Raw genomic sequence first — 22,920 nt, forward strand, 5'->3', positions numbered from 1 at the left:
GGGTGATCCCCGCAAACAGGTAACTATTGTCTGGGGATCTGGCATGCTCGTGGTGAGATTCGCGTTTGTTCAGATTCCTCGGCTTCTAAGAGATCGGATCCCTAGTGACGGGGTAGTCCATCCGCTTGCGACGTTCGCGTAACTTGAACAGATTTTCGTTGGCGATGCGTTGACGCTCACGGGCCATTTGTTCGTCCACAAGTTGCTTACTTGGCAGTATAGGAATTCGAAACTTTGAGTCGCGTGAGCGGACTGATTCGTAGTAGGAATCAGCATCACGAACCCGTGCTTCAGCATCTCTAATGGCTGCATCCAGCTGCTGTTTTGCCTGTTCAAAGTTCTCTGGTCCACCACCGAAATTCCGTTGCGTGGCTGTGACCTTGTAATTTCCTTTTTCAAAGTCCTTAGGTCGTGCCTTTTCTGCATCGCGCCGGGCGTAAAACCTGTCCTTTTCTGCCCAAAACTTGCGTTGAAGCTCTTGGCGATCCTTTTTGCGCATGGGACCGCTGATACCGCGAAACTCGGAGATTAAAGCCTGGACTTGGTTCGACCAGTTTCCAGGATGTGGGTCGTTAGCGTAGCCGGACATTTTATCCACTAGTTGACGCGCGTAATCACGGTTCTTGTCTGCGTCGTATGCCCACCTTTCCCATTTACGCTTGGATTCCTCGTAGAAGGAATTGCGTAACTTGTAGTACTCGTCATTGAGTGCCTTCATGGCTTCTTTTCCAGCGAAGCCGGCATCTTTCCAACGAGAATGGATGTCCTTGACAATTTGGGCGTTTTGTTTACCGGTATCGCCGGAACTAACAATGGAATGGAGATCCTGGATAAGCTGTCTCCTTAGGCTTTCAGCTTGCTGCCATTGCAGCTTCACCTGGTCCCAGTACTGCTTGCGGCTATCGTAAAAGCGGGTACGGGCAGCGTAGAAAGCATCACCTAGTTGTTGGTTGTCTGTTTTCCCAGCGAAGCCCGCATCCTTGAACTGGGAGGATAATTTCTTGACGGCATCCCCAGAATTGGGCTGGTTGGGATTGTTTGCCAGGTGCTCCATCTGGGAGAGCAACGTCCGTTTTGTCTGTGCGTTGGAAGCCCATTCAAGCTTTCTCTGCTGCCATTCGCGATTTTTTGCCTCGCGCTCCCGCTTCTTATTAGCCCATTCCGCGTCACTCATCCATGCCATATAAGTATCTTACAGTTACGGGATGGTAAACCTGCTATCTTTTCATTAACTGTGTTAGCCAGGTTGATTCGACTAGCAATCTGAATTTTCTGAGCGGAAAAATCAGTCATGTGGTTAGGTAGCAAGCAAGCCAACTACTTGAAGCCCGGGCTCCTCAATGTTCTGCTCCTACACGACGAGGCTGAGCAGCAGGACAAATACGAGGCCGAACACGGAGATGAGCGTCGTGATGAGCGACCACGTTTTGAACGTCTGGCCGATCGTCATGCCGAAGTACTCCTTGATCAACCAGAAACCCGCGTCGTTGACATGGGAGAGGAAGTTCGAACCGGCACCGACCGCCAACACCATGAGGGCAAGCTCAGGGGAGCTGAGGCCCTCGGCAAGGGGCGCTGCTAGACCTGCCGCAGTAATGGTCGCCACCGTCGCAGAGCCCGTGGCCAGGCGGATGAAAACGGCGATGAGCCAGGCGGCGATGAGCGGGGATATCGGCTGCGCGGCGAGCCACTCGCCGAGGACCGTCGCAATGCCGGAATCGACAAGCGTCTGCTTGAAACCACCACCGGCACCCACAATGAGCAGGATGCCGGCGATGGGTGCGAAGGAATCACCGATGAGTGCGTTGGCGCCGCGGAAACCGCGACCACCGCGCGCGCCCAGGGCGAGCATTCCGTACACCACAGCCGTGAGCAGAGCCATGAGGGGCTTGCCAAAGAAGTGAACAAGCGTGGTGACAACGGGAATCTCGATGGCGAAGATCTCAAAGATGGCCTGCAGCAGCATGAGGACGACGGGGATCGCCACAATCGCAATGGAGGTGGCGAAGCTGGGGCGCTCCTCCTCCGGGACAGGCTCCTGGTCGGCGGCGACATTCAGCTTCGGCGGAATCGGCACCCAGCGGGACGCGAAGATGCCGAGCACCGGCCCGGAAATGATGAGGACGGGGATGCCGATGAGGATGCCGAACGCGAGGGTGATGCCGAGGTTCGCGCCGAGCGTACCGATGGCGATGAGCGGGCCGGGGTGTGGAGGAACGAAGCAGTGAAGCGTCGACAAGCCAGCGAGAGCCGGCACACCGAGGAGAATCGGGGACAGTCCGGTCCGCTTCGCCATGAGCATGACCACAGGGATGAGCAACACGACGCCGACCTCAAAGAACAGCGGCAGGCCGATGATCATGGCGATGAGCGCCATCGCCCAGGCCAGCTTCGCTTTCGGGGTGCGGGAAATGATGGAGTCCACGATCTGATCGGCGCCACCCGAGCGGACGAGCAGCGTGCCAATCATCGAGCCGAAGACGATGAGCACGCCCACCCCGCCGACGGTGGAGCCAAGGCCATCGGTGAAGGAATCGAAGGCATCCAACAGCGGGGTGCCGGCGATGAGCGCCATGACGAATGAACCGGCCAAAAGCGCGAGGAACCCGTGCGTTTTGGCGGCGGTGATGAGGATAACGATGGTGGCGATGCCCACCAGCGCGGCGACAACCAGCTGGGTGGGGCTGGTCGTGGCGGCGTCTGCAAGTGCAAGTGGCACGGCGGTTCCTTTCTCATGCGGTAGCCGTTACCCATAAAATTGTAAGGTGGCGCGATCCAGCCCGGCGCGCGGGTGCGGAAAACGGTTGTTCCAAGTAACAAGGCGTGCATCGCTATACTGATAGGCATGGCACGAGACATTCACGATATTGAGCGCGACATTGCCCGTCACCGCGAAGAACTAGCCCGCACGCTGGACAAGCTGGCCGAGGAGGCCTCACCGAAGAAGGCCGGCCAGCAGTTTGCATCGCTTGCGCAGGCGAAGGTGAAAAACGAGGACTTCCAGAAGAAGATCCTCCTGGGGGTGGCGGCTCTCGGTGTCGTTATCGTCGCCACGGTGGTGACAAAGAGGCGCGATAAGAAGCAGGTGGAAAAGCTCCGGTCGCTCATCCAAGCGCGCCGTGAAGCGCTGAGGTGAAACGCCTCGTAGCTACTGCCCTCGTTGTGTTGACCTGTGCCACTGGCTGCGCGCAGATGTCAGGGCAGGGTAATCCCTCCGAGGTCGCCGGCTTTACGCGCAGCGGCTCGATGCCGACCGAGGCCAACATGGTCGACGTGCTATTCCTTGCACTCATGGTGCCGCACCACCAGCAGGCGGTGGACATGTCGGATATGGTCCTGGCGGATCCGTCGATTAGCCCAGAGACCAAGGATCTTGCGCAACGGATCCAGACAACCCAGTCCCGCGAGATCGAATACATGAACCGCCTTGCCAGTGAGTGGAATCAGCAGGAGCTTATGCGCTCCCACGCCGACCACCTCTCCATGGGCATGATCAGCCAGCAGCAGATGGACGAATTGCGCAACTCCACGGGTGCTGGCATGGAACGTCTCTTCCTGCGCCTTATGTATCTTCACCACGAGGGTGCCATCAAGGAGCTGGGTAACTTGGTCAAAAACGGCGGCTATGAGCCACTGCGCGAGCTGGCGCAGCACATGAAGGATCAGCAGCTCGCGGAGATGGATGAGATGCAGTCTCTGCTGGGCGAGAAACCTGTGTAAACTGAGACAACGTAAACAAAAGTGATGTAAGGATTTATTTTCATGGCTCGTTCCCTCGATGACATTCAGGCAGACATCGACCGCACTCGCGCGCACCTCGCTTCTACTCTTGATCAGCTTGCGGCACGCACGAAGCCGGAGGCGCTTGTCGACGATACGAAGGCTCAACTCACCGCCCGCGCAAAGGAACCGCAGGTTCAGGCCATCCTCGCAGCAGCAGGTGCCGTCATTGTCGTGGGGCTTATCGCATCGCTTGCGCGAACCTCGAAGAAGCGCAAGGAGATTAAGCGCCTCACCGCGTGGCTCGAGGATAAGTAAGTAGATAGACGTATGCCCCGCTCACAGCGTGAGCGGGGCATCTTTTTGTCTACTGTACGGCCTGGTAGGCGGCTTCAACGATGTCGTCGACGGGCTGGTCGATGTCGATGAGCACGCCAGGCTCGTCGTCGCAAAGCATCTCGAGGGTGGCCATCTGGCTGTCGAGCAGCGAGGAGGGCATGAAGTGGCCCTCCCGACAGGTCACCCGTGAGAGGTGCACGGTGTAGCTCCCGTGGAGGTGCACAAAGAACGTGTCTGGGGCCGCCGCGCGGATGATGTCTCGGTAGGAGCGCTTCAGGGCGGAGCAGGCGATGACACCGTCTGCGCGTTCGTGCAGCCACTCGCCGACGAGCGTGAGCCAGGGGGCTCGATCCTCGTCGGTGAGCGGTATGCCCGAGGACATCTTGTCAATGTTTTCCTTCGGGTGCAGCTCGTCTCCGTCCTTGTACTCAATACCTAGCCGGGCGGCGAGGTCGTGGCCGATGGTTGACTTCCCACAGCCACTCACACCCATGACGACGATGTGCATTACCAGTTGTGCACCGTCCCGTCGGCAAGCCTGTTGTACGGAAGGTATGCCTGCTCGTAGGGGAACTTCTCGGCGATCTCCGGGTGGAATTCCACGCCGAGGCCGGGCTTGTCACCCGGGTGCAGGAAGCCGTTCTCGAAGGTCATGGAGGTCTCGAAGACCTCGAGGGTCTCCTTGGAGTGCGTCATATACTCCTGTGCGCCGTAGTTGTGGATGTTGATGTCCAGGTGCAGCTCGGCGGCGAAGCCGATCGGGGAGACATCCGTCGGGCCGTGGAAGCCGGACTTGATCTGGTACGGCTCGGCCTGTGCCATGACCTTCTTCAGCGGGGTGATGCCGCCGAAGTGGGTGGTGGCGCAGCGGACGTAGTCGATGAGCTGGTTGTCAATGAGGTCCTTGATGTCGTACACCGAGTTGAACACCTCGCCGATGGCCAGCGGGGTGGTGGACTGCTGGCGCACGTAGCGGAGGTTCTCCTGGTTCTCGCCGAGGGTGACATCCTCCAGCCAGAACAGGTTGTACGGCTCGAGGGACTTGGCAAACTGTGCGGCTTCACGCGGGGTGAGGCGGTTGTGGCCATCGTGCAGGAGGGGCAGTTCCGGGCCGAACTCGTTGCGCACGGCCTCGAAGACGGTGGGGACGTGGCGCATGTAGGCGGCGGAGTCCCAGTCCTCCTCGACGGGCCAATCGCCACGGTTGGCGGGCTCGAAGTCGTAGCGCATGCCGGAGGACTGATCCTGAGCGGCAACGCCATACAGCTTGTTAATGCCCGGCACGGACGTCTGGACGCGGATCATGGTGTAGCCGAGGTCCATCTCGTAGCGGATGGAGTCGAACAGGCTCTCCAGATCGGTGCCGGAAGCGTGGCCGTAGGCGCGAGCGCCCTTGCGGCAGGCACCACCGAGCAGCTGGTAGACCGGCATGTTGGCGACCTTGCCCTTGATGTCCCACAGGGCCATGTCCACGGCGGCGATGGCGGCCATCGTGACGGGGCCACGGCGCCAGTAGCAGGAACGGTAGAGGAACTGCCAGGTGTCTTCGATGTTCTGGGCATCGCGTCCGACGAGCAGCTGGCACACGTGATCCTTGAGGTAGTGCGCGACGGCGAGCTCACGGCCGTTGAGGGTGGCGTCGCCTACGCCGACGACACCATCCTCGGTCTCGAGGCGGAGAGTGACAAAGTTACGGGACGTGGAGAACACGTACACGTCGGCTTTCGTGATTTTCATGGTTACAGTGTCCCCCGTAGCGTGTCCCGCCCTCCAGTTGTTGCCAGAAGTTGTTACAGGCCGAGATCGCGGCGGATGCGCTCGACGTGACCCTTGGCGCGGACGTTGTACCACGCCTCCTCGATCACGCCGTCAACCACGTAAACCGTGGAGCGGATAACACCCATGACGGTCTTGCCGTAGTTCTTCTTCTCCCCGAATGCGCCGTATGCCTCGAGCATCTCTTTTTCTGGGTCGCTGAGGAGAGTGAAGTTCAGGCCGTGATCGTCGACGAACTCGGCGAGCTTCTCGGGCTTGTCCGGCGAGATGCCGTAGACCGGCAGACCGAGGGATTCTATGTTGTCGCGGAAGTCGCACGCCTCGGTCGTGCAGCCCGGCGTGTTGGCCTTGGGATAGAAGTACACGATAGCCTTGCCGGTTGCCGGCGGAACCGTGACGGAAGCGCCCTCCGCGTCGGTCAGAGTGAACTGAGGGGCTTTGTCGCCCTTTTCCAAACGTTTTGTCATGTAGCCGAGTGTAGCGATCTGAGGGTGTGGAGTTCGGATGCGCTGCTAGCCAGCGACGATGGGTGCCAGAAACCATTGCGAGCAGGTTAATGGTTAATGCTAACAACGCGAGCAGCGAGGCACCACTCCAGAACAACGCTATGTGCCTTGGACAGGTAGCGTGCTTTCGGCTCGTCACACTGCACCGGGGACAACAAGAAGAGGTACGCGCGGTCAACTAATGAACATTGATAAAAAATGATCGAGCTGTTTGGCGAACGCAGAGTAACTCTTCCGCGGCGGGGCGTAAAGAGAACGTAAAGATTCGGCCTAGGGGCGTAAAAATTGCGCAAACATCAACGTCAAAGGGTGATTCCTCTCCGTAGTGTTAGTCGTGGCCGGGAAAACCTCGGCCGCTATTCACAAGGCACACTCCTCCGGCCAGTCATGTACGTCGCTTGTAATGCACTCGCATTTCTCGAGTGTTCATGGCGGTGGAGGACCGACCGGAGGGTGCCAGAATAGTCAGACACTGGAATGAAAGGGGCCGTGCAGCAATGCTCGATCTCGCAATCATCATCGTCATGGTGGTGACGTTCATCCTCCCGTCGATTCTCACGGAAGTGATGGGTAGTAGCAAGCGATGACCACCACGGCGACTTCTATCATCCTGCTGTTGATTGTTGCAGGGTTGATTGTGTATCTCATTATTTCACTCGTAGATCCGGAGCGTTTCGCATGATCCACGCACTTGTGGGGGTGCTACCCCAATTCTTGTTTTTGGGGCTGATGCTCGCCATCGCCTACGTGCCTCTGGGCGACTGGATGGCGAAAGTTTACCAGTCCGAAAAGGACTGGGCTGTAGAAAAGGCTGTGTACGCGGTGCTCCGCGTCGACCCGAAGCGTGGCCAGACGTGGAAGGGCTACAGCCGCGCGTTGCTCGCTTTCTCGCTGGCATCAGTCCTGGTGTTATACGCCATTCAGCGCTTGCAAACAGTATTACCTAGTTGGGGTAACCCCCGAGACGAGGCTGTCGAGCCCTACATGGCTTTCAATACGGCGGCATCGTTCGTGTCCAACACCAACTGGCAGTCCTATTCGGGAGAAGACACCCTGACAAACGGTGCCCAAATGTTGGGCCTTACCGTACAGAACTTCGCTTCCGCAGCCGTCGGCCTGTGTGTGGCGGTGGCTCTCATCCGCGGGCTCGCTCACCTTGGCTACCCGCGGGATTCCCGGGTTGGTGGAGGTCAACCGGGTATCTCTGGCGGAACCGTACCGCAGGGGTTGATTGGTAACTTCTGGGTTGACCTCACTCGCGGACTCATTAGAATTCTGCTTCCCCTTTCCTTTATCGTTGCGCTTGTGCTCATCTTCCTGGGCACAATGCAAACTTTTGGCTCTAACGTGGTGACCTCCCTCGGCGTGGATATCCCCCGCGCACCCGTCGCTTCGCAAGAGGCCATCAAGTTGCTGGGCACTAACGGTGGTGGCATCTTTGGTGCCAACTCGGCGCACCCGTTCGAGAACCCCACCGCTTTTACTAACGTGATCGAAATCTGGTCACTTCTGGTTATCTCCTTCTCTATGATCCGCACGTACGGAACGATGGTCGGTTCTCAGAAGCAGGCCTACACGCTCCTCAGTGTTGCTGGCGGCATCTGGGCAGTGATGGTGGGGCTGGTTAGCTGGGCGCAGGACACACCCGTAGGTGCTGCGGCACGTGCTGCAGGTGCGAACATGGAGGGCATTGAGCAACGCCTCGGTATTCCCGCCTCCGCGCTGTTCGCGGTGTCAACTACGGGAACCTCTACCGGCGCTGTCGACTCGATGCATGATAGCTACGGTCCGCTTGGAGGTGGGCTTCTCATTCTCAACATGCTGTTCGGTGAGATCGCTCCCGGTGGCGTGGGAACCGGCCTGTACGGTCTCCTCATCGTCTCCATCCTTGCGGTGTTCATCGGCGGTCTGCTCGTCGGACGCACTCCGGAGTTTTTGGGCAACAAAATTGGCAAGCCGGAAATTTCTGCTGTCTGTTTATATACGCTGACCATGCCGATTTTGGTGCTCGCTGGCGTGGGCGCTTCGGTGGCTCGGTGGAAGTTGGTGGAGGAATCCGCCACGAACTTCGGGCTTCCGGGATCGCCCAATAATGCACATGGGCTCTCTGAGGTGCTGTACGCCTTCGTCTCTGCCTCGAACAACAACGGTTCGGCATTCGGTGGTCTCACCGTCACCGACCCTTGGTGGCAAGTGACCCTGGGACTAGCGATGCTGCTTGGTCGCTTCCTTCCCATTGTGTTCGCGCTGTACCTTGCCGGAAGCGTGGCCGAGCAGAAGCGGACCGCAACTACCTCAGGTAGTCTCCCCACCGCCGGAGCTACCTTCGCGACGCTGACTGTCGGCGTCATCCTCCTTGTGGCGGCGCTTACCTTCTTCCCCGTTCTTACCCTGGGACCGATTTCGGAGGCCCTGTTATGACACTGAAAACCACAGCAGATCCTGCATCGCAGGGATCCGCAAAGCCTGCAGCGCAAGCATCTTCACTGCAGCTAGCTGTAAAGACGTTGCCGAAGAAGCTGTCTCCGGTAGCGCAAGCCCGCAACCCAGTCATGTTCGTCGTCTGGGTCGGCGCGTTCCTCACCACGGTGTGGTCTCTGTTCAGCCCGAGCGTGTACTCCTGGACGGTAACCGTGTGGCTGTGGTTCACCATCGCCTTTGCCGCCTTCGCCGAGGCATACGCCGAGGGGCGGGGAAAGGCGCAGGCCGACAGCCTCCGGGCCGTGCGAGACGATGCCACGGCGAACCTCGTCCTTGCCGATGGCTCGACGGAAACGATCGCCGCATCCGAGCTGAAAAAGGGTGACGAGGTGATCGTCGTCGCTGGAGAAACAATTCCCGGCGACGGTGACGTGGTACAAGGAGCCGCGACTGTTGACGAGTCTGCTATCACCGGCGAGTCCGCTCCCGTTGTCCGCGAGGCCGGTGGCGACCGATGCGCTGTGACCGGTGGCACGGTAGTGCTATCGGATCAGATCCGGGTGAAAATTACGGCAGAACCTGGCTCGACGTTCGTCGACAAAATGATCGGCCTGGTGGAAGGTGCACAACGGCGGAAAACCCCCAACGAGATCGCCCTCAGCATCTTGCTGTCCACGCTGACGATCCTGTTCCTCGTTGCTGTCACCGCGCTCGCCCCGATGGGTGGCTTTACCGGCGCGAAGCTGGAGCCATTGTCGCTCGTGGCGCTGCTCGTGTGTCTCATTCCCACGACGATCGCTGCCCTTTTATCCGCCGTTGGCATTGCCGGCATGAACCGCCTGGTGGAGCACAACGTGCTTGCCACCTCCGGTCGTGCGGTGGAAGCTGCGGGCGACGTGGCAACCCTTCTCATGGATAAGACGGGAACGATTACCTTTGGCAATCGCCAGGCCACGGGTCTTACCGTGGCAGACGGTGTGGACGAACACTACGCCGCCGAGGCGGCTCGAGTTGCCTCCATTGCGGACGAAACCCCTGAGGGACGTTCCATCGTGGAGTGGCTGACCGCGACGTACAACATCACCGACGACATCACAGACGAGGTGAAAACCGCCAACGTCGTTCCGTTCACAGCTACCACTCGCATGTCTGGTATCGACGTGGGCGGCCGCTTCCTCCGCAAAGGTGCGGGTGACGCGGTTAAAGCGTGGGTAACTGAGGCTGGAGGAACGTGGCCCGAACACATCTCGACGGCGGTTCACGAGATCGCGCAGTCAGGTGGCACGCCACTGCCAGTGGCGGAGGAAACCTCAGACGGCTCCCGGCGCGTTATCGGCGTGTTGCAGCTGACGGACGTGGTGAAGCCGGGCATGGCCGAGCGCTTTGCCGAGCTCCGGGAAATGGGTATCCGAACGGTCATGGTCACCGGCGATAACCCGCTGACCGCCGCGGCTATCGCTGAGGAAGCAGGCGTGGACGATTTCATCGCTGAGGCTACCCCGGAAGACAAGCTCGCCCGCATCCGCGAAGAGCAGGCCTCCGGCCGGATGGTGGCAATGACCGGCGACGGTACAAACGATGCCCCGGCGCTGGCGCAGGCCGATGTCGGCGTGGCGATGAACACAGGGACGTCGGCTGCCAAGGAGGCCGCCAACATGGTCGATCTCGATTCGGATCCGACGAAGCTTATCGACATCGTCCGCATCGGCAAGCAGCTGCTGATCACCCGTGGTGCACTCACCACATTCTCCCTGGCAAACGATTTGGCCAAGTATTTCGCGATCCTCCCGGCGCTGTTCGCGGAAAAACTACCGCACCTGAGTGCCCTTAACATCATGCATCTGCACTCCCCGCAATCCGCAATTGTGTCGGCGGTGATCTTCAACGCACTCATCATTGTCGCGCTCATCCCGCTCGCGCTGAAGGGTGTGCGTTATAAGCCGGCCAGTGCAGCGAAATTGCTTCGTCGCAACCTCGGCATCTGGGGAATCGGTGGTGTCATTACTCCGTTCATCGGGATTTGGCTCATCGATCTCGTCGTCAGCTTGCTCCCGGGGATGTAGAAAAGGATGAAAAACATGAGTAGAGAAATTCCTCTCGCCCTCACCCAAGAGTTGGCGGCCAAAGTGGCCCGCTGGGCAGCGGCCAATGGCATGTCCAACGCCGCCTCGAACACCGTGGTAGCAGAAACTCCACACGAAAAAATAGTCGCCGATGCGGCTTTAGAAAAAGACAAGCAAAGCGCAGAAAGGATCCGGGCATGTCACTACGATCGCTAGCTTCCATGTACGGAAGGAATCTCGGTGCAGGATTCGTTGCCGTGGGTGTCTGCGTTGCTGGGCTGGGAATCGCGTACCCCGTCGCAGTATGGGGAGTCTCGCGCGCGACCGCCGACACCGCTGATGGCGCACTGGTGTACTCCGGCGACTGCCTCCTCGCCTCTACCGAACTTTCCGACGGTCGGACTGACGGCCCCTGGTTCTTCGGCCGTGGGGAGGGGCTCACAAACATGGGTCCAAACAACGAAGAACTGCTGAACTCGATCAACACCCGCCGACAGGAGATCGCCACCCGGGAGGGAGTCGATCCCGCGACCATCCCACCGGATGCTTTGACCGGCTCCGGTTCGGGCGCAGATTCCGGTATCAGCCAGGAGTATGCGCAGTTGCAGGTCCCCCGTGTTGCGCGGGAACGAGGGATGACAGAGGACGAGGTACAGGCTTTAGTAGCGGATGCCACGGTTGGTAAATCCTTCGGTGTGCTCGGCGAAAAGTGGGTCAATGTTACTAAGCTGAACTTGTCCTTGCCTAACGGAACCAGCTGCGAATCGGGCAGTTAAGAGTATGAATTCACACACGCCTTCTCCCACTGACCCCGCCCCCGCAGAGGGGACCGGCACGCCACGCCGCGGGAAGCTCAAGATTTACCTCGGAGCCGCGCCGGGGGTGGGAAAGACGTGTGCCATGCTCAACGAGGCGAAAAACCTTCACAGCGCCGGAATCGACGTGGTTGTGGGAATCGTTGAAGACCACGGGCGCAGTTACACGCGCAGTCTTTGTGAGGGGCTGCCGATCATGGCTCGCTTGGCCGGGCCAGGCGCGGGCGAACTCGATGTGGAAGGGGTGATTGCCAGGCACCCGAAAGTGGCTCTCATCGACGAGTTTGCACATACCAATGATGCCGGAGCTGTGCGGAGAAAGCGGTGGCAGGATGTCTCCGAGCTGCTTGATGCCGGCATCGACGTGATTTCGACAATGAACATTCAGCACCTCGAATCACTCAACGATGTTGTCTCGCAGATCACGGGGATCACCCAGAAAGAAACGGTGCCTGATGAGGTCGTACGTGACGCGGACACCATCGAGCTCGTGGATATTTCCCCCGAATTCCTCCGCACGAGGCTTTCCGAAGGCCACGTGTATGGCGAAGAGCGGATTGGCCCGGCACTAAATAACTATTTCCGCCTGGGCAACCTGACCGCGCTACGCGAGCTCGCACTCCTGTGGCTCGCTGACCAGGTTGACGATGCTCTATCCTCCTACCGGACCGAGCAGAACATCACCGAGCCGTGGGAGACGAAGGAACGCGTCATCGTGGCCGTCGAAAACGCCGCCCATGCAGAACCTCTTATTCGGCGCGGGCGCCGGATCGCCTCTAAATCTTCGGCGGATCTGGTGGTAGTGCACGTCATCTCGGGCGATACTTTCGTCACCGGTTCCTCCGATACGCTTGCCCGGCTGGGGGAGTTGTCCAAGGATGTTGGGGCGAAACTTCATCAGGTGACGGGCGATTCGGTGCCAGAGGCGCTCCTCAACTTTGCCCGCTCGATGAATGCCACCCAGCTTGTGTTGGGGGTGGCCCCAAACCGTCGCCACTCGCGGGTGCTGCGTGGCTCAGTGGCGGAGGCGGTGCTGAAGAAATCGGGCAAGATCGATTGCCATATTGTTAATATTCCCTCGAAGCAGAGGGGCCGCGTCCGGGAACTCTTTCACCCGGCCCAAACCGGGTGGGCGCGCGCAGCGGTGCGGTGGGGAGCATCCCTTGCGGGTCTGGCAGCCACCACCGGGTTGGTGCGCTTAGCCGGAGGAGAGGAGCTCGGCACGGGGACGTGTTCGGCGTTTTACTTCGCTCTCATTCTCGCGGTAAGCCTTTTCTTTGGGTTGTGGCCGGCCGTGGTGGTGGCGATTGGTTCGGGGCTGGCGCTCAACTGGTTCTTCACTGATCCCCTCTATACGTTTGATATCGCGGAGCCGGCTAACACCTTTATCCTCGTGGTGATGGTGGCAATCGCACTGGCAGTGGGGATTCTCGTGCGCCGGGCAGAGGTTGATCGCAGGACAGCAGTTGCCGCCACCCGCGATGCCGAGTTGCTCACTGTCTTCTCTCGGGAAGCACTTGGGCGCAATGGTCGCGAATCCGTGGACAGTCTGCTGGGCAAGGTAGGTGAGGCGTTCGGATCTACCCGCGCCACGCTTGTCGATTCCGTGGGAATTGAGTTGTCTCACTGGGATTCACCTAGTGCCCGCGCAGGGCTTCCGAAGCCAGCGGGGGAGGTGGAAACGAGTGTGCTGTCACACGATGAGTCAGTAGGGCTGACCCTCTCCGGACCGGTTCTGACCGCTCGGGACCGAGACCTCATCCAGGTGGTTGCCGATTATCTGGCGGGCCTTAACCGGCAGGTTCACCTTGCTGCGGAGGCTGCCCGCGCAGATGCGATCGCCGCAGCTGACGATTTGCGGCGTTCTCTTCTCGCGTCGGTCAGTCACGATTTGCGCACCCCGTTGTCTACCGCGAAGCTTGCGTTGAGCTCCCTGTTGAGTACTGAGGTGACCTTCAGCGAGGAGGACCAGGTGGCCTTATTGGAGGAAACTGCTGCTAGCGTCGACCAACTCATTACCCTAGTCACGAACCTGCTAGATTCTTCCCGCCTGGCTGCCGGGGCCGTGACCGCCCGGCGCGAACAGGTGGATCTCAGTGAGGTTGTGCACCGCGCGGTGGCATCGTGCAGCTTCGGCCGGGACCGTTCGATTCTCCAGCGTGTGGCTGTTCATTCCTCCGTCCGCGGGGTGCAATGCGTGGCAGATTCAGCGCTCCTTGAAAGAGTGGTGGCCAATTTGCTGGACAACGCGTTGCGGTATGCCCCATCGGGAAGCGTCGATGTCACCGCACGCGCTCACGGGAAGGCAGTGGAGCTGCGGGTCAGCGACCACGGGCCTGGTGTGCCGGTGGCACAAAAGGAGACCATGTTCCGACCGTTCCAACGGCTGGGAGACACGAACAATGATGCCGGCGTGGGGCTAGGCTTGTCAGTAGTCCGTGGCTTCGTCGAGGCAATGCACGGGACGGTGGCAGTGGAGGACGGGCCGGGGACAACGGTCGTCGTCACGTTAGAAGGAAGTGAATAGATGGCCCACGTGTTGCTTGTCGACGACGACCCGCGCCTCGTCCGCACCCTTTCCATCAACCTCCGCGCCCGCGGGTATGAGGTCAGTACCGCGACCACGGGCGCGAGGGCGCTGCAGTTGGCGGCGCAGGCACAACCAGATGTCATCATCCTGGACATGGGGCTGCCCGATATCGACGGCTCCATTGTCCTCGAAGGGATCCGTGGCTGGTCTGACGTGCCCGTCATCGTCCTCACCGCCCGAACCGACCCGTTGTTCAGCGCTTCCTCGCTTGACAAAGGCGCTGACGATTACGTAACCAAGCCGTTTTCGATGGAGGAGCTTCTTGCCCGCGTGCGTGCCGCACTGCGTCACGGCGGGCCTCGCGCGTCGGGGGCCGCCAAGGCGGAGGAAATTACTGTGGTTACTGCCGGGAACCTGGTCATTGATCTGGCGCAACATACAGTGACCAAGAAGGGCCACCTCGTTCATCTCACACCTACGGAGTGGGGTGTGTTGTCGCTGCTCATTCGCGCCGGGGGAGGGCTTGTGCGAAAGGAGGAGCTGCTCTCCGAGGTGTGGGGCACCGGCTTCGAGAGCCAGGGACACTACCTTCGGATCTACACCTCTCAGTTACGCCGCAAACTGGAGGATGACCCAGCTCACCCCGTACACGTCATCACCGAAACAGGGCTGGGGTACAGGTTCGTTATTGGCCCCGCGTGATGCACCGCGGCCCGACGTGTGAGCTTCGGGCCGCGCTGAAAGTTCAACTCGACCTGGGTGGCCGGGATGAGTTTGTTCGAGGGCTATTGTTGTCGCTTCGCCTCCGGGTACTTGTCGTAGTACACGTCGGCAATGGTTTCCACGATCTGCTCGTAGGTCATGGAGGCGGTATTGATGACGAGGTCGTACGACTCGTCGGTGTTGGGGTCCCACTGGTAGAGGGCGCGCGCCATCTCAGTACGGATCCGATCCTCTGCGTGACACTGCTCCTCCGCCTCAGCGGCGTTCAAGCCCGTCTTGTACATGACGCGCTCCACGCGCTTGCCCAAGGGGGCGACGAGGCGGATGTGCAGGGCGCCGACCACGTGGCGCAACACGAGCGCACCGTTGCGGCCGAGCAGCACACCACCGTCGTTGACGGCCTCCAGCACGAAGGCGGTGTTATCAGAGGCGATCTTCCGGTCCGCCGCGATGCCGGCGGCATCGTTATGCGAGGACACAGACCGCATCCAGCGACTGAAGGCACTGTCGCTGATAAGCGCGTCGCGGTCTACCTGAGACAGGGTCTTCGAGCTGAAGGCCTGCTGGACGTAGGGAACGTCGAGGCGCTCAGCAAGGGCCGGGGCGATCTCCGAGGCGCCGGAACCACGCTGGCCAAAGACGGTGACCACCGGTGGGAGGTGTTCGCCCTCCCGGCGCATCCGCAGGTTACGGCCGTCGCCACTGTTATCCGTGATGACGCGCTCTGCGGGGACACCGGCGTGGGTGGCCACAGCCTTCTGTGTGCGGCGCTTGTTCAGATCGTTGACGATGCCGGTGTGGGTATCCACATCGAGGCGGTAGAAGAACATGACCACGATGGCGAGTACCGCAAGGACTGCAGGGACAGCACCGGTGGCGATGCGAATGCCCTGGAGGGCCTCCACAGACTGGGTATCGGCCTTGGCAACGTAACCGAAGGCGCCGATGACAGCGCCGCCGATCCAGCCGCCGATGCCCTGGCCACACTTACGGATGAAGGAGAGGATGGAGTACGAGCCGCCCTCTGCACGGGTTCCGGACTTCCACTCGCCGTAGTCCACGGTGTCCGCCTGCATGGAGAACATGAGGGAGTTGGTGCCACCCGTGCCTACCCCGAGGAGGAACCAGGCGATGATTGCCATCGGCAGGGAGCCACCGGGCATGAAGAAGATGATGAGGTAGCCGGCGATGGCGACCGCACCAGCAGCCATGTAGCCGTTGCGCTTGCCCATGCGAGCCGTGATCTGCGGAACGAAGCTGGCGATGAGAACCGTGCCCACGGTCTGCGCGAGCATGAGGTAGGTGAACCAGCCGGCATTGCCGATGACGTAGCGGGCGTAGTAGATGCCCACGGCGTTCATGGTGAACATGGCGCCGAGAAGGAAGAATGCGCCGAGGCAGAGGGTGATGAGCGGGCGGTTCTGGCCAATCATCTTGAAGGTCTTGCGCATGTTGATCTTCTCACCACTGCGCGGCACGACCTCCCTCGCGTTGGCGAAGCAGATGAGGTACAAGATGATGGCAATGACACCGAGGATGGCGCAGGTGATAGTGAACTTCAGGCGTACACCATCAGCGGTGGTGTCCTGGAACTGCGGGGAGATGACAGCCGAGAGGGCGACACCGGTGACCGCGGAGGCGATGGCTCGGGCGCCGGACAGCTTGGATCGGTCGACGGGGTCCTGCGTCATTGCGGCAGATAGGGAGCCGTAGGGGATGTTCACCAGCGAGTAGGCGAGCTGGAAGGCGGCATCGAAGAGGAAGATCCAGGCGACGGTTGCTGTCGGTCCAAGCCCTGCGGGCACGGAGAACAGCAGCACGAAGACGATAGCCAGTGGTGTGGAGCCGAAGAGGATCCACGGGCGCAGGCGACCCCAGCGGGTGTCGAAGCGGTCCACCATTTGACCACTGAACAGGTCTGTAAAACCTGCCCACACCTTGGTTACGCCGTAGATGGTGCCGGCGACGCCGGCGGAGAGGCCGGCAATGTCCGTCATGAAGACCATGAGGAACATGGAGGTCATCATGAAGGAGAGGTTGTTGGCTACGTCGCCGAGCGCGTAGCTGAAAACTTTACTTGTTTTCATTTGTCCACCTGTTTCGTAGGTAGCGGGCGGCGGCCTTGGGACGACGGTCCCGGGTGAATGCACCCTTCTTGTTGCCGTCGACGCGGGCGTAACCCGGTTTGGTTTGGAAGTCGGCGAAGTTCCACATGTGCTCGCCGATGACATTGTCACAGTTGTCGAAGACCTCAGAGTTCGCCTCCAAGTAGGCAACCTGATAATCCTCGGTAAACAGGGAATTGTACAGTGAGTGCAGGCCAGAGACGGTATCCGCTCCGTACTCGGTGATGATGATCGGCTTGTCGCCGAATCTCTCGACCCAGCCGGCGAGCTCCTCTGTGAAGTGCTGCTTCGCGGTCTCAAGGTCGCCGGCGTCGACGTACCAGCCGTAGTAGCGGTTGATCATCATGACATCGAACAGGTCAGTGATGTGGCACTTGTCGTAGGGGCTGGTCATGACGTTGACGTAGCCGATGGGGCGGGTCGGGTCGCACTCGCGCGCGAGCTTGGCCAGGGGTTCGAAGTAGGCGCGGGAGTCGGGGTCAGTCGTGTCCGGCTCGTTGGCGATGGACCACAGCACCACGCTGGGGCGGTTCTTATCGCGGGCGATGAGCTCGCGGATGGTGTCCGAGTGGTGCGCCTGCGTCTTCTCATTGACGCTCTCGGGGCTGTACGTCTTCTTGGCGGTGGTGCCGAGGATGCCGCCGGCGACGGCCATGTTGAGGCCCACGGCCGGGGTCTCGTCGATGACGACGATACCGTGCCTGTCGCAGTAGTCCATCCACTCCTCTGCGTAGGGGTAGTGGCTGGTGCGCAGGGAGTTTGCACCGATCCAGTGGAGGAGCTCCATGTCGCGCTGTACGGACACGTCGTTGTGTGCCTTGCCCAGCGTCTCATGGTCCTCGTGCATGCCGAAGCCTGTGAAGTAGAAGGGTTTGCCGTTGATGAGGAACTCGTGTCCCCTCACCTCGACGGTGCGGAAGCCGAACTGCTCACGGTAGTAGTCGACGACCGACTCGCCGTCGAGAAGCTCGATCCGCAGGGTGTACAGGTTACCCTCGCCGGGGGCCCACAGTGTGGGCTTGTCGACGGTGAGTGTTCCCTTGTCACCAGTACCCGTGACCTCGGCCTCTTCGATGGTCACCCGGACATCGCCCGGGGCGGACTGCGTGACCTCGTAGTGGCACACGCCGTCCATCCCAGCAACGATGCGCACATCGCACACGTGGCGCTCCGGCTTGTTTACCAGGTAGATGGTGCGGTGAATGCCCGTGTAGTTGTAGAAGTCGTGCATATACTCCTGACGCAGGCGACCGTCCGGAAGCTCCACGATCTCGCCCGGAGGGATGCACGTCATGTCCAGGCGGTTGTCCACCTCGACGATGACCTCGCACGTCGTGCCCGGGGTGACACGCTCGGTGATGTCGCACTCGAACGGCAGGTAGCCACCCTTGTGACGGCCCACCTCCTCGCCATTTACGCGCACGACGGCGTGGTGGGTAGCAGACCCGAAGCGGAGGCTGACCTTGTCGGTGAAGGAGCGGGGGATGAAGATCTCCCGCTTGTAGTAGTAGACGCCCACGTGGTCGCGGACCTCAGAGTCCGCGAACACGTCGTTGACGGAACCCGGTACGGCCATCTCGCGGTCATAGTTCGTCCCGTCGAGGGAGAACTGCCAGAACCCATCGAGGGGCAGCAGGTCGCGGGTTTCATTTTGCTGAGGCTTAAGCATTCTGGATCTCCTCTACGTGTGCGCGGATCTTCTCGTCGGCATCGATGCCAAGTACCTGGCACAGAGCCTGGACCGGATCGGACTGTCCCTTCGCTTCGTTGATCTCGTCGGCGCGGGTGTCCTTTATGTCCTCGGTCGTCAGGCAATAGACGATCCACGCGGCGATGGAGAATGCAGCGCCGTCGCCGTGGGCGATGCCGTAGATCGGCACCGCGCGGTTCTGCTGCTTCGTCGCACCGTCGATGGCGATCTGCGCGAGGTTGTGGCGGATGTTCGGGTTTTCAAAGCGCTCGATGAGGCTGGCGCGGTAGTCGGTCACATCCATGGGCAGGCCCTGAGCGGCCTCGTCCCACAGGGCTTCTACCTTCTCGCGCACATCGGGATCATCGATCGCGTCGGCGACGGTCTCGTGCCCCTTGAGCTGCCCGTAGTAGGCCATGAGCGAGTGGGAACCGTTAAGTAGCCACAGCTTGCGGTGCTCGAAGGGCTCGATATCCTCAACGAACTCCACGCCGGCCTTTTCCCAGTTCGGGCGGCCTGCGGGGAATTCGCCCTCGATAACCCAGCTGGCAAACGGCTCGGTGACAACCGGTGCCTTATCCGCAAAGCCGGTCTCCTTCTCCACCAGCTCGATGAGTTCATCGGTGGTGGCGGGGGTGATCCTGTCGATGGACGTGGTGGGGAAGGTGACGTTCTCGTCCATCCACGCCTTCAGCTCGTCGTCTGCCACGGCATAGACGGCCTGCTTGCACTTTTCCCCGTTTCCGGAGACGTTGTCGCAGCTCATGATCGCGATCGGGCCGGCACCGGAGGCCTTGCGGGCGGTGAGCCCCTTCGCAATCCTCTGGGGCGCGGAGTTGTCCGAGGTGTCGTCGTAGCCGGCCTCGGTAATCGTGAGGGTGACCACCTTCACGTCGGAGCTAGCCATGAGCTCCATCAGGCGCTCCACGTTGGCAGCGGGCTGCGTTTCCGTAATCGTCTCAATGAGATCAAAGGTGTCGCCGTCCTTAGAACGGGTGACCAGCGTGTACTTGTTGTCCTGCGCGGTGAGCAGGTCGCTCATGCGGGCAGAGCGGCCGGTGAAGGAGACGTAGTTCCAATCCAGGTCCGCCTCGTGTGTGTACCAGACCTGGTGGGCGCGGTGGAAGGCACCTAGTCCGAGGTGTACGAGTGTGCTCATAGCTTGAATACCCTCCTGGGTGAATTGTCAATAAGGTCTACGATGATGTCCGCTGCACGATCCTCCGTCAGGCGGTGCTCGGCAACGAGACGTGCGAGGTAGCCTGCCTCCACGCGGCGCGACGTATCGTGACGTGCGGGGATGGAGCAGTAGGCGCGGGTATCATCAATGAATCCCGAATAGCGGGAGAATCCTGTCGTGCCGGTCGTGGCGGCACGGAAGCGTTTCATGGCATCGATCTCGTCGATGAACCACCACGGCGCGCCCACGTAGGCGGCGGGGTAGTAGCCGGCGATCGGGGCGATCTCGCGGGAGAATGCCGTCTCGTCCATGGTGAACATGACGAAGTGGAAGTCCGGGTTCTCGCCGAAGTCCGCGAGCAGCGGCTGCAGGCCGTTGATGTAGTCCAGTGCGAAGGGGACATCGTGGCCGGTGTCGGGGCCAAACTTCTTTAGCGCCGAAGGCGAGCTGTTGCGGTAGACGCCGGGGTGGATCGTCATGACGAGGCCGTCGTCCTGGCTCATCTCCGCGAAGCGGTAGGTCATGTTCCCCTCGAAGGCCAGTGCCTCCTCGAAGGTGGCTTCGCCGCGCATCCCCTTATGCAGCAGTTCCTGCGCCTCAGCAGCAGAAAGTGGCTGGGTTTGGCAGTTGTGGATGCCGTGGTCGGTGCTCACTGCGCCGTGGTCGATGAAGTACTGGCGGCGGTTCCGCATGGCCTGCAGGTAGCCCTCGTAGCCAGTCTTTCCGTCGCCCGCAGTATCGATGAGCTTTTCGACGTTCCCCTTGAAACCCGGGTTGTACATCTTGGTGTAGGCATCGGGGCGGAACGTGGGGAGCACGCGCGGGGTGAAGGAAGCATCGGCGCGCAGGGTGGCGTGTGCCTCGAGGTCATCGAGCGGATCGTCGGTGGTGGCCAGGACGTCGAGCTTAAATGTGTCTGCGAGCTCGCGCGGGCGGAAGTCGGGCTGAGCCAGAACCTCGCTGAGATCGTCGTAAAGCGAATCTGCCTGCTCCGAGCAGATCCGGGAGGGATCAATGCCGAAGACGTGGGCAAACTCCTGCTCGACCCAGTACCCCGTGGCGGTGCCGGCGTAGAGGTCCCAGTTCTCGCAGAACAGGCGCCAGGCGTGTCGCGGACCCTTGCCTTCGTGCCCACCGACTTGGAGTTCCTCCATGTCGATGCCGGCGGAGTGCAGCACGCGGGTGAGGTAGTGATCGGGGCTGATCAAAAGCTTGGTGGGGTTCGGGAACGCCGTGTTGTCGACGAACATCTGCGGGTCCAGGTGTCCGTGCGGGCTCACGATGGGCATATCCTCCACGTAAAGGTACAGGCGTCGGGCAATGTCGCGCGTCCCCGGATCTGCGGGGAACAGGCGATCAGGATTGTATGCGGGATGCGTGTTCATGCCTTCAACCTAGCTGGGGGAACGCGGCATAGCCGCGTAGTTGCCAACAGTTGCTGTGTGGCTCAAGTCACTGAAATATTTTGACCTGCAGAAATAACACAAAGGTCGTTTCTTTCTGTCACCGGAACTACATATAGTCCAAAATATGCACATTATGTGGGTCGTACTTGGCATCGCTCTCATGCTGGTGCTCAACATGAAATTCAAGGTCAACGCCATGGTGTCGCTCCTCATCGCGGCTCTGACGATCGGCTTCCTGGAGCGAATGGGGCCGGCGGAGCTCTTGGAGACAATCCAAACCGGATTCGGCTCCACCCTCGGCTCGCTGGCAATCATCGTCGTCTTCGGCGCAGTGATCGGCAAACTCATGGTGGACTCCGGTGCCGCCACCCGGCTTGCCGACACCCTCATCGAGAAATTCGGCGTAGGCAAGGTCAAGGTGGCCATGGTCATCGTCGGCCTCGTCTTCGGCCTCGCGATGTTCTACGAGGTGGCCTTTATTATCCTGGCGCCACTCATCATCGCCGTCGCGGTGGAAGCCAAGGTCCCGTTCCTCAAGATCGCAATTCCCGCAGTGGCCGCCACCACCACGGCGCACTCCCTCTTCCCGCCGCAGCCCGGCCCCGTCGCTCTTGTCGACGCCTACGGTGCCGACACCGGCATGGTCTACATCTACGCCCTTATCGTCGCCATCCCCACCGTCATCATCACCGGCTGGGTGCTGCCCCGCTTCCTCGGCGACCTCGACCGCCCCGTCCCCAAACTCATGCGTCCCGACGAGGACATCCCCGCCGACCAGCGCCCAAGCTTCGCCCTCTCCCTATTCGTCCCCCTCATCCCCGCAATCGTGATGATCTCCGCCACGATCACCAAGGCCTTCATCAGCGAGGATTCTGCTGCCTACGAGTGGGTGAGCTTCATCGGCTCCTCCATCCCCGCAATGGCCATCGCCCTCATCGCCGCCATCTACTTCTTCGGGATCAAGCAAGGCCGCTCCATGGAATGGACGATGGGCGTCTTCAAGTCCGCAGTAAAAGGCATCGCCATGGTCATCCTTATCATCGGCGCTGGTGGCGCGCTCAAGCAGGTCATCATCGACTCCGGTGTGGGCGACTACATCGGCTCCCTCATGACCGCGACGAGCATCTCGCCCTACATCATGGCCTGGGCAATTACCGTCCTCATCCGCCTTGCCACCGGCCAAGGCGTGGTTTCTGCCATGACCGCCGCTGGCATCATCTCCGCAGCGCTCATGGATCCGGTGACGGGCACCATTACCGCCGTGAACCCTGCCCTCCTTGTCGTCGCCACGGCTGCCGGTTCCAACACTCTCACCCACGTCAACGATGCCTCCTTCTGGCTGTTCAAGGGATACTTCGACCTCTCCGTCAAGGACACTCTCAAGACGTGGGGTCTCCTCCAGCTCTGCAACTCCATCGTCGGCCTCGTGGTTGTGATGGGCATCTCCGTACTCGTGTAGGAGCTTTTCCCTCCCGGCTGGATCCCTTAACTGCGTAATTGGGTCGGTTTTGGGGGGATTTGTTGAGTTAGCGATCCTGGGTTGGGGTGTGCGTGGGGTGGGTGGTGTGCAGGCTTGAGCTTGGGCGTATGGCTGGGTCCCTTAACTGCGTAATTGGGTCGGTTTT

At 60.5% G+C, this 22,920-nt stretch carries 20 protein-coding genes; 11 read left to right on the forward strand and 9 right to left on the reverse strand.

The window, feature by feature from the left end; translation table 11 throughout:
* Positions 1 to 85: 85 nt before the first annotated feature.
* Positions 86 to 1,183, reverse strand: a complete 1,098-nt coding sequence (locus HMPREF3044_RS09035) for a DUF349 domain-containing protein (protein WP_070741044.1) — start codon at positions 1,181 to 1,183, stop codon at positions 86 to 88.
* A 168-nt stretch (positions 1,184 to 1,351) separates the two neighbouring features.
* Positions 1,352 to 2,719 carry a GntT/GntP/DsdX family permease gene (locus HMPREF3044_RS09040; RefSeq protein ID WP_005394326.1) on the reverse strand — a complete coding sequence of 456 codons (1,368 nt, stop codon included), beginning with the start codon at positions 2,717 to 2,719 and terminating at the stop codon, positions 1,352 to 1,354.
* A 126-nt stretch (positions 2,720 to 2,845) separates the two neighbouring features.
* Between HMPREF3044_RS09040 and HMPREF3044_RS09045 the strand changes: the two genes are divergently transcribed.
* The 3 genes from HMPREF3044_RS09045 to HMPREF3044_RS09055 are packed head-to-tail and all read left to right on the forward strand — an operon-like array spanning position 2,846 to position 4,038.
* A complete protein-coding gene (locus HMPREF3044_RS09045; RefSeq protein ID WP_005388991.1) occupies positions 2,846 to 3,136 on the forward strand; it encodes a DUF3618 domain-containing protein in 291 nt (96 codons plus the stop codon).
* A complete protein-coding gene (locus HMPREF3044_RS09050) occupies positions 3,133 to 3,720 on the forward strand; it encodes a DUF305 domain-containing protein (protein WP_070741047.1) in 588 nt (195 codons plus the stop codon). Before HMPREF3044_RS09045 ends, HMPREF3044_RS09050 begins: the two co-directional genes overlap by 4 nt.
* A 42-nt stretch (positions 3,721 to 3,762) precedes the next feature.
* Positions 3,763 to 4,038, forward strand: a complete 276-nt coding sequence (locus HMPREF3044_RS09055) for a DUF3618 domain-containing protein (RefSeq protein ID WP_005394328.1) — start codon at positions 3,763 to 3,765, stop codon at positions 4,036 to 4,038.
* 49 nt (positions 4,039 to 4,087) lie between these two features.
* Here the strand turns inward: HMPREF3044_RS09055 and HMPREF3044_RS09060 are convergent, their stop codons facing one another.
* From HMPREF3044_RS09060 to HMPREF3044_RS09070, 3 genes are read right to left on the reverse strand one after another with little or no spacing between them, the layout of a single operon-like run.
* On the reverse strand, positions 4,088 to 4,567 hold the full coding sequence (locus HMPREF3044_RS09060) for a gluconokinase (protein WP_005394329.1): 480 nt from the start codon (positions 4,565 to 4,567) through the stop codon (positions 4,088 to 4,090).
* Positions 4,567 to 5,796, reverse strand: a complete 1,230-nt coding sequence (gene manD, locus HMPREF3044_RS09065) for a D-mannonate dehydratase ManD (RefSeq protein ID WP_005388996.1) — start codon at positions 5,794 to 5,796, stop codon at positions 4,567 to 4,569. The genes HMPREF3044_RS09060 and manD overlap by 1 nt, the downstream gene beginning before the upstream one ends.
* A 53-nt stretch (positions 5,797 to 5,849) precedes the next feature.
* Entirely contained in the window at positions 5,850 to 6,302 is a 453-nt protein-coding gene (locus HMPREF3044_RS09070) for a peroxiredoxin (protein ID WP_070741050.1), read from the reverse strand.
* Between the two features lie 622 nt (positions 6,303 to 6,924).
* On the opposite strand from HMPREF3044_RS09070, the gene HMPREF3044_RS09075 reads away from it, so the two are divergent.
* Genes HMPREF3044_RS09075 through HMPREF3044_RS09105 form a run of 7 tightly spaced genes read left to right on the forward strand, consistent with a single transcriptional unit; the run spans position 6,925 to position 14,872 of the window.
* A complete protein-coding gene (locus HMPREF3044_RS09075; protein WP_016458049.1) occupies positions 6,925 to 7,023 on the forward strand; it encodes a potassium-transporting ATPase subunit F in 99 nt (32 codons plus the stop codon).
* Entirely contained in the window at positions 7,020 to 8,762 is a 1,743-nt protein-coding gene (gene kdpA / locus HMPREF3044_RS09080) for a potassium-transporting ATPase subunit KdpA (protein ID WP_070741053.1), read from the forward strand. The genes HMPREF3044_RS09075 and kdpA overlap by 4 nt, the downstream gene beginning before the upstream one ends.
* The gene (gene kdpB, locus HMPREF3044_RS09085; protein ID WP_070741056.1) at positions 8,759 to 10,825 is read left to right on the forward strand and encodes a potassium-transporting ATPase subunit KdpB; all 2,067 of its coding nucleotides are present in this window, start codon (positions 8,759 to 8,761) and stop codon (positions 10,823 to 10,825) included. The genes kdpA and kdpB overlap by 4 nt, the downstream gene beginning before the upstream one ends.
* A 15-nt stretch (positions 10,826 to 10,840) precedes the next feature.
* Positions 10,841 to 11,041 carry a hypothetical protein gene (locus HMPREF3044_RS09090; RefSeq protein ID WP_070741060.1) on the forward strand — a complete coding sequence of 67 codons (201 nt, stop codon included), beginning with the start codon at positions 10,841 to 10,843 and terminating at the stop codon, positions 11,039 to 11,041.
* Positions 11,023 to 11,601 (forward strand): potassium-transporting ATPase subunit C, encoded by a 579-nt coding sequence (locus HMPREF3044_RS09095; RefSeq protein WP_083318151.1) that lies wholly within the window; start codon positions 11,023 to 11,025, stop codon positions 11,599 to 11,601. Before HMPREF3044_RS09090 ends, HMPREF3044_RS09095 begins: the two co-directional genes overlap by 19 nt.
* Positions 11,602 to 11,605: 4 nt before the next feature.
* Positions 11,606 to 14,167 (forward strand): ATP-binding protein, encoded by a 2,562-nt coding sequence (locus tag HMPREF3044_RS09100; RefSeq protein WP_070741066.1) that lies wholly within the window; start codon positions 11,606 to 11,608, stop codon positions 14,165 to 14,167.
* Positions 14,168 to 14,872: a response regulator gene (locus tag HMPREF3044_RS09105; protein ID WP_070741069.1), complete on the forward strand. Its 705-nt coding sequence runs from the start codon at positions 14,168 to 14,170 to the stop codon at positions 14,870 to 14,872.
* Between the two features lie 83 nt (positions 14,873 to 14,955).
* Here HMPREF3044_RS09105 and HMPREF3044_RS09110 read toward each other — a convergent pair whose 3' ends face one another.
* Genes HMPREF3044_RS09110 through uxaC form a run of 4 tightly spaced genes read right to left on the reverse strand, consistent with a single transcriptional unit; the run spans position 14,956 to position 21,274 of the window.
* Entirely contained in the window at positions 14,956 to 16,980 is a 2,025-nt protein-coding gene (locus HMPREF3044_RS09110) for a cytidylate kinase family protein (protein WP_070741072.1), read from the reverse strand.
* Complete coding sequence (gene uidA / locus HMPREF3044_RS09115) at positions 16,967 to 18,688, reverse strand: beta-glucuronidase (RefSeq protein WP_070741075.1); 1,722 nt, start codon at positions 18,686 to 18,688, stop codon at positions 16,967 to 16,969. The genes HMPREF3044_RS09110 and uidA overlap by 14 nt, the downstream gene beginning before the upstream one ends.
* Positions 18,681 to 19,868: a mannitol dehydrogenase family protein gene (locus HMPREF3044_RS09120; protein WP_070741078.1), complete on the reverse strand. Its 1,188-nt coding sequence runs from the start codon at positions 19,866 to 19,868 to the stop codon at positions 18,681 to 18,683. Before HMPREF3044_RS09120 ends, uidA begins: the two co-directional genes overlap by 8 nt.
* Entirely contained in the window at positions 19,865 to 21,274 is a 1,410-nt protein-coding gene (gene uxaC / locus HMPREF3044_RS09125; RefSeq protein WP_070741081.1) for a glucuronate isomerase, read from the reverse strand. Before uxaC ends, HMPREF3044_RS09120 begins: the two co-directional genes overlap by 4 nt.
* 145 nt (positions 21,275 to 21,419) lie before the next feature.
* On the opposite strand from uxaC, the gene gntP reads away from it, so the two are divergent.
* Positions 21,420 to 22,754, forward strand: coding sequence for a gluconate permease GntP (gntP, locus tag HMPREF3044_RS09130; RefSeq protein ID WP_070741084.1), 1,335 nt, complete (start codon positions 21,420 to 21,422; stop codon positions 22,752 to 22,754).
* Positions 22,755 to 22,920 lie beyond the last annotated feature (166 nt).

The sequence above is a fragment of the Corynebacterium sp. HMSC073D01 genome, from assembly GCF_001815555.1.
Classification (GTDB): Bacteria; Actinomycetota; Actinomycetes; order Mycobacteriales; family Mycobacteriaceae; genus Corynebacterium; species Corynebacterium glucuronolyticum.

Coding starts and splice junctions, on each gene's coding strand:
- HMPREF3044_RS09105 (WP_070741069.1), top strand. CDS start 14,168: ATGGCCCACGTGTTGCTTGTCGACGACGACCCGCGCCTCGTCCGCACC.
- kdpA (WP_070741053.1), top strand. CDS start 7,020: ATGATCCACGCACTTGTGGGGGTGCTACCCCAATTCTTGTTTTTGGGG.
- uxaC (WP_070741081.1), bottom strand. CDS start 21,274: ATGAACACGCATCCCGCATACAATCCTGATCGCCTGTTCCCCGCAGAT.
- HMPREF3044_RS09055 (WP_005394328.1), top strand. CDS start 3,763: ATGGCTCGTTCCCTCGATGACATTCAGGCAGACATCGACCGCACTCGC.
- HMPREF3044_RS09110 (WP_070741072.1), bottom strand. CDS start 16,980: ATGAAAACAAGTAAAGTTTTCAGCTACGCGCTCGGCGACGTAGCCAAC.
- kdpB (WP_070741056.1), top strand. CDS start 8,759: ATGACACTGAAAACCACAGCAGATCCTGCATCGCAGGGATCCGCAAAG.
- HMPREF3044_RS09090 (WP_070741060.1), top strand. CDS start 10,841: ATGAGTAGAGAAATTCCTCTCGCCCTCACCCAAGAGTTGGCGGCCAAA.
- HMPREF3044_RS09060 (WP_005394329.1), bottom strand. CDS start 4,567: ATGCACATCGTCGTCATGGGTGTGAGTGGCTGTGGGAAGTCAACCATC.
- HMPREF3044_RS09045 (WP_005388991.1), top strand. CDS start 2,846: ATGGCACGAGACATTCACGATATTGAGCGCGACATTGCCCGTCACCGC.
- HMPREF3044_RS09035 (WP_070741044.1), bottom strand. CDS start 1,183: ATGGCATGGATGAGTGACGCGGAATGGGCTAATAAGAAGCGGGAGCGC.
- HMPREF3044_RS09120 (WP_070741078.1), bottom strand. CDS start 19,868: ATGAGCACACTCGTACACCTCGGACTAGGTGCCTTCCACCGCGCCCAC.
- HMPREF3044_RS09100 (WP_070741066.1), top strand. CDS start 11,606: ATGAATTCACACACGCCTTCTCCCACTGACCCCGCCCCCGCAGAGGGG.
- manD (WP_005388996.1), bottom strand. CDS start 5,796: ATGAAAATCACGAAAGCCGACGTGTACGTGTTCTCCACGTCCCGTAAC.
- HMPREF3044_RS09070 (WP_070741050.1), bottom strand. CDS start 6,302: ATGACAAAACGTTTGGAAAAGGGCGACAAAGCCCCTCAGTTCACTCTG.
- HMPREF3044_RS09095 (WP_083318151.1), top strand. CDS start 11,023: ATGTCACTACGATCGCTAGCTTCCATGTACGGAAGGAATCTCGGTGCA.
- HMPREF3044_RS09075 (WP_016458049.1), top strand. CDS start 6,925: ATGACCACCACGGCGACTTCTATCATCCTGCTGTTGATTGTTGCAGGG.
- uidA (WP_070741075.1), bottom strand. CDS start 18,688: ATGCTTAAGCCTCAGCAAAATGAAACCCGCGACCTGCTGCCCCTCGAT.
- gntP (WP_070741084.1), top strand. CDS start 21,420: ATGCACATTATGTGGGTCGTACTTGGCATCGCTCTCATGCTGGTGCTC.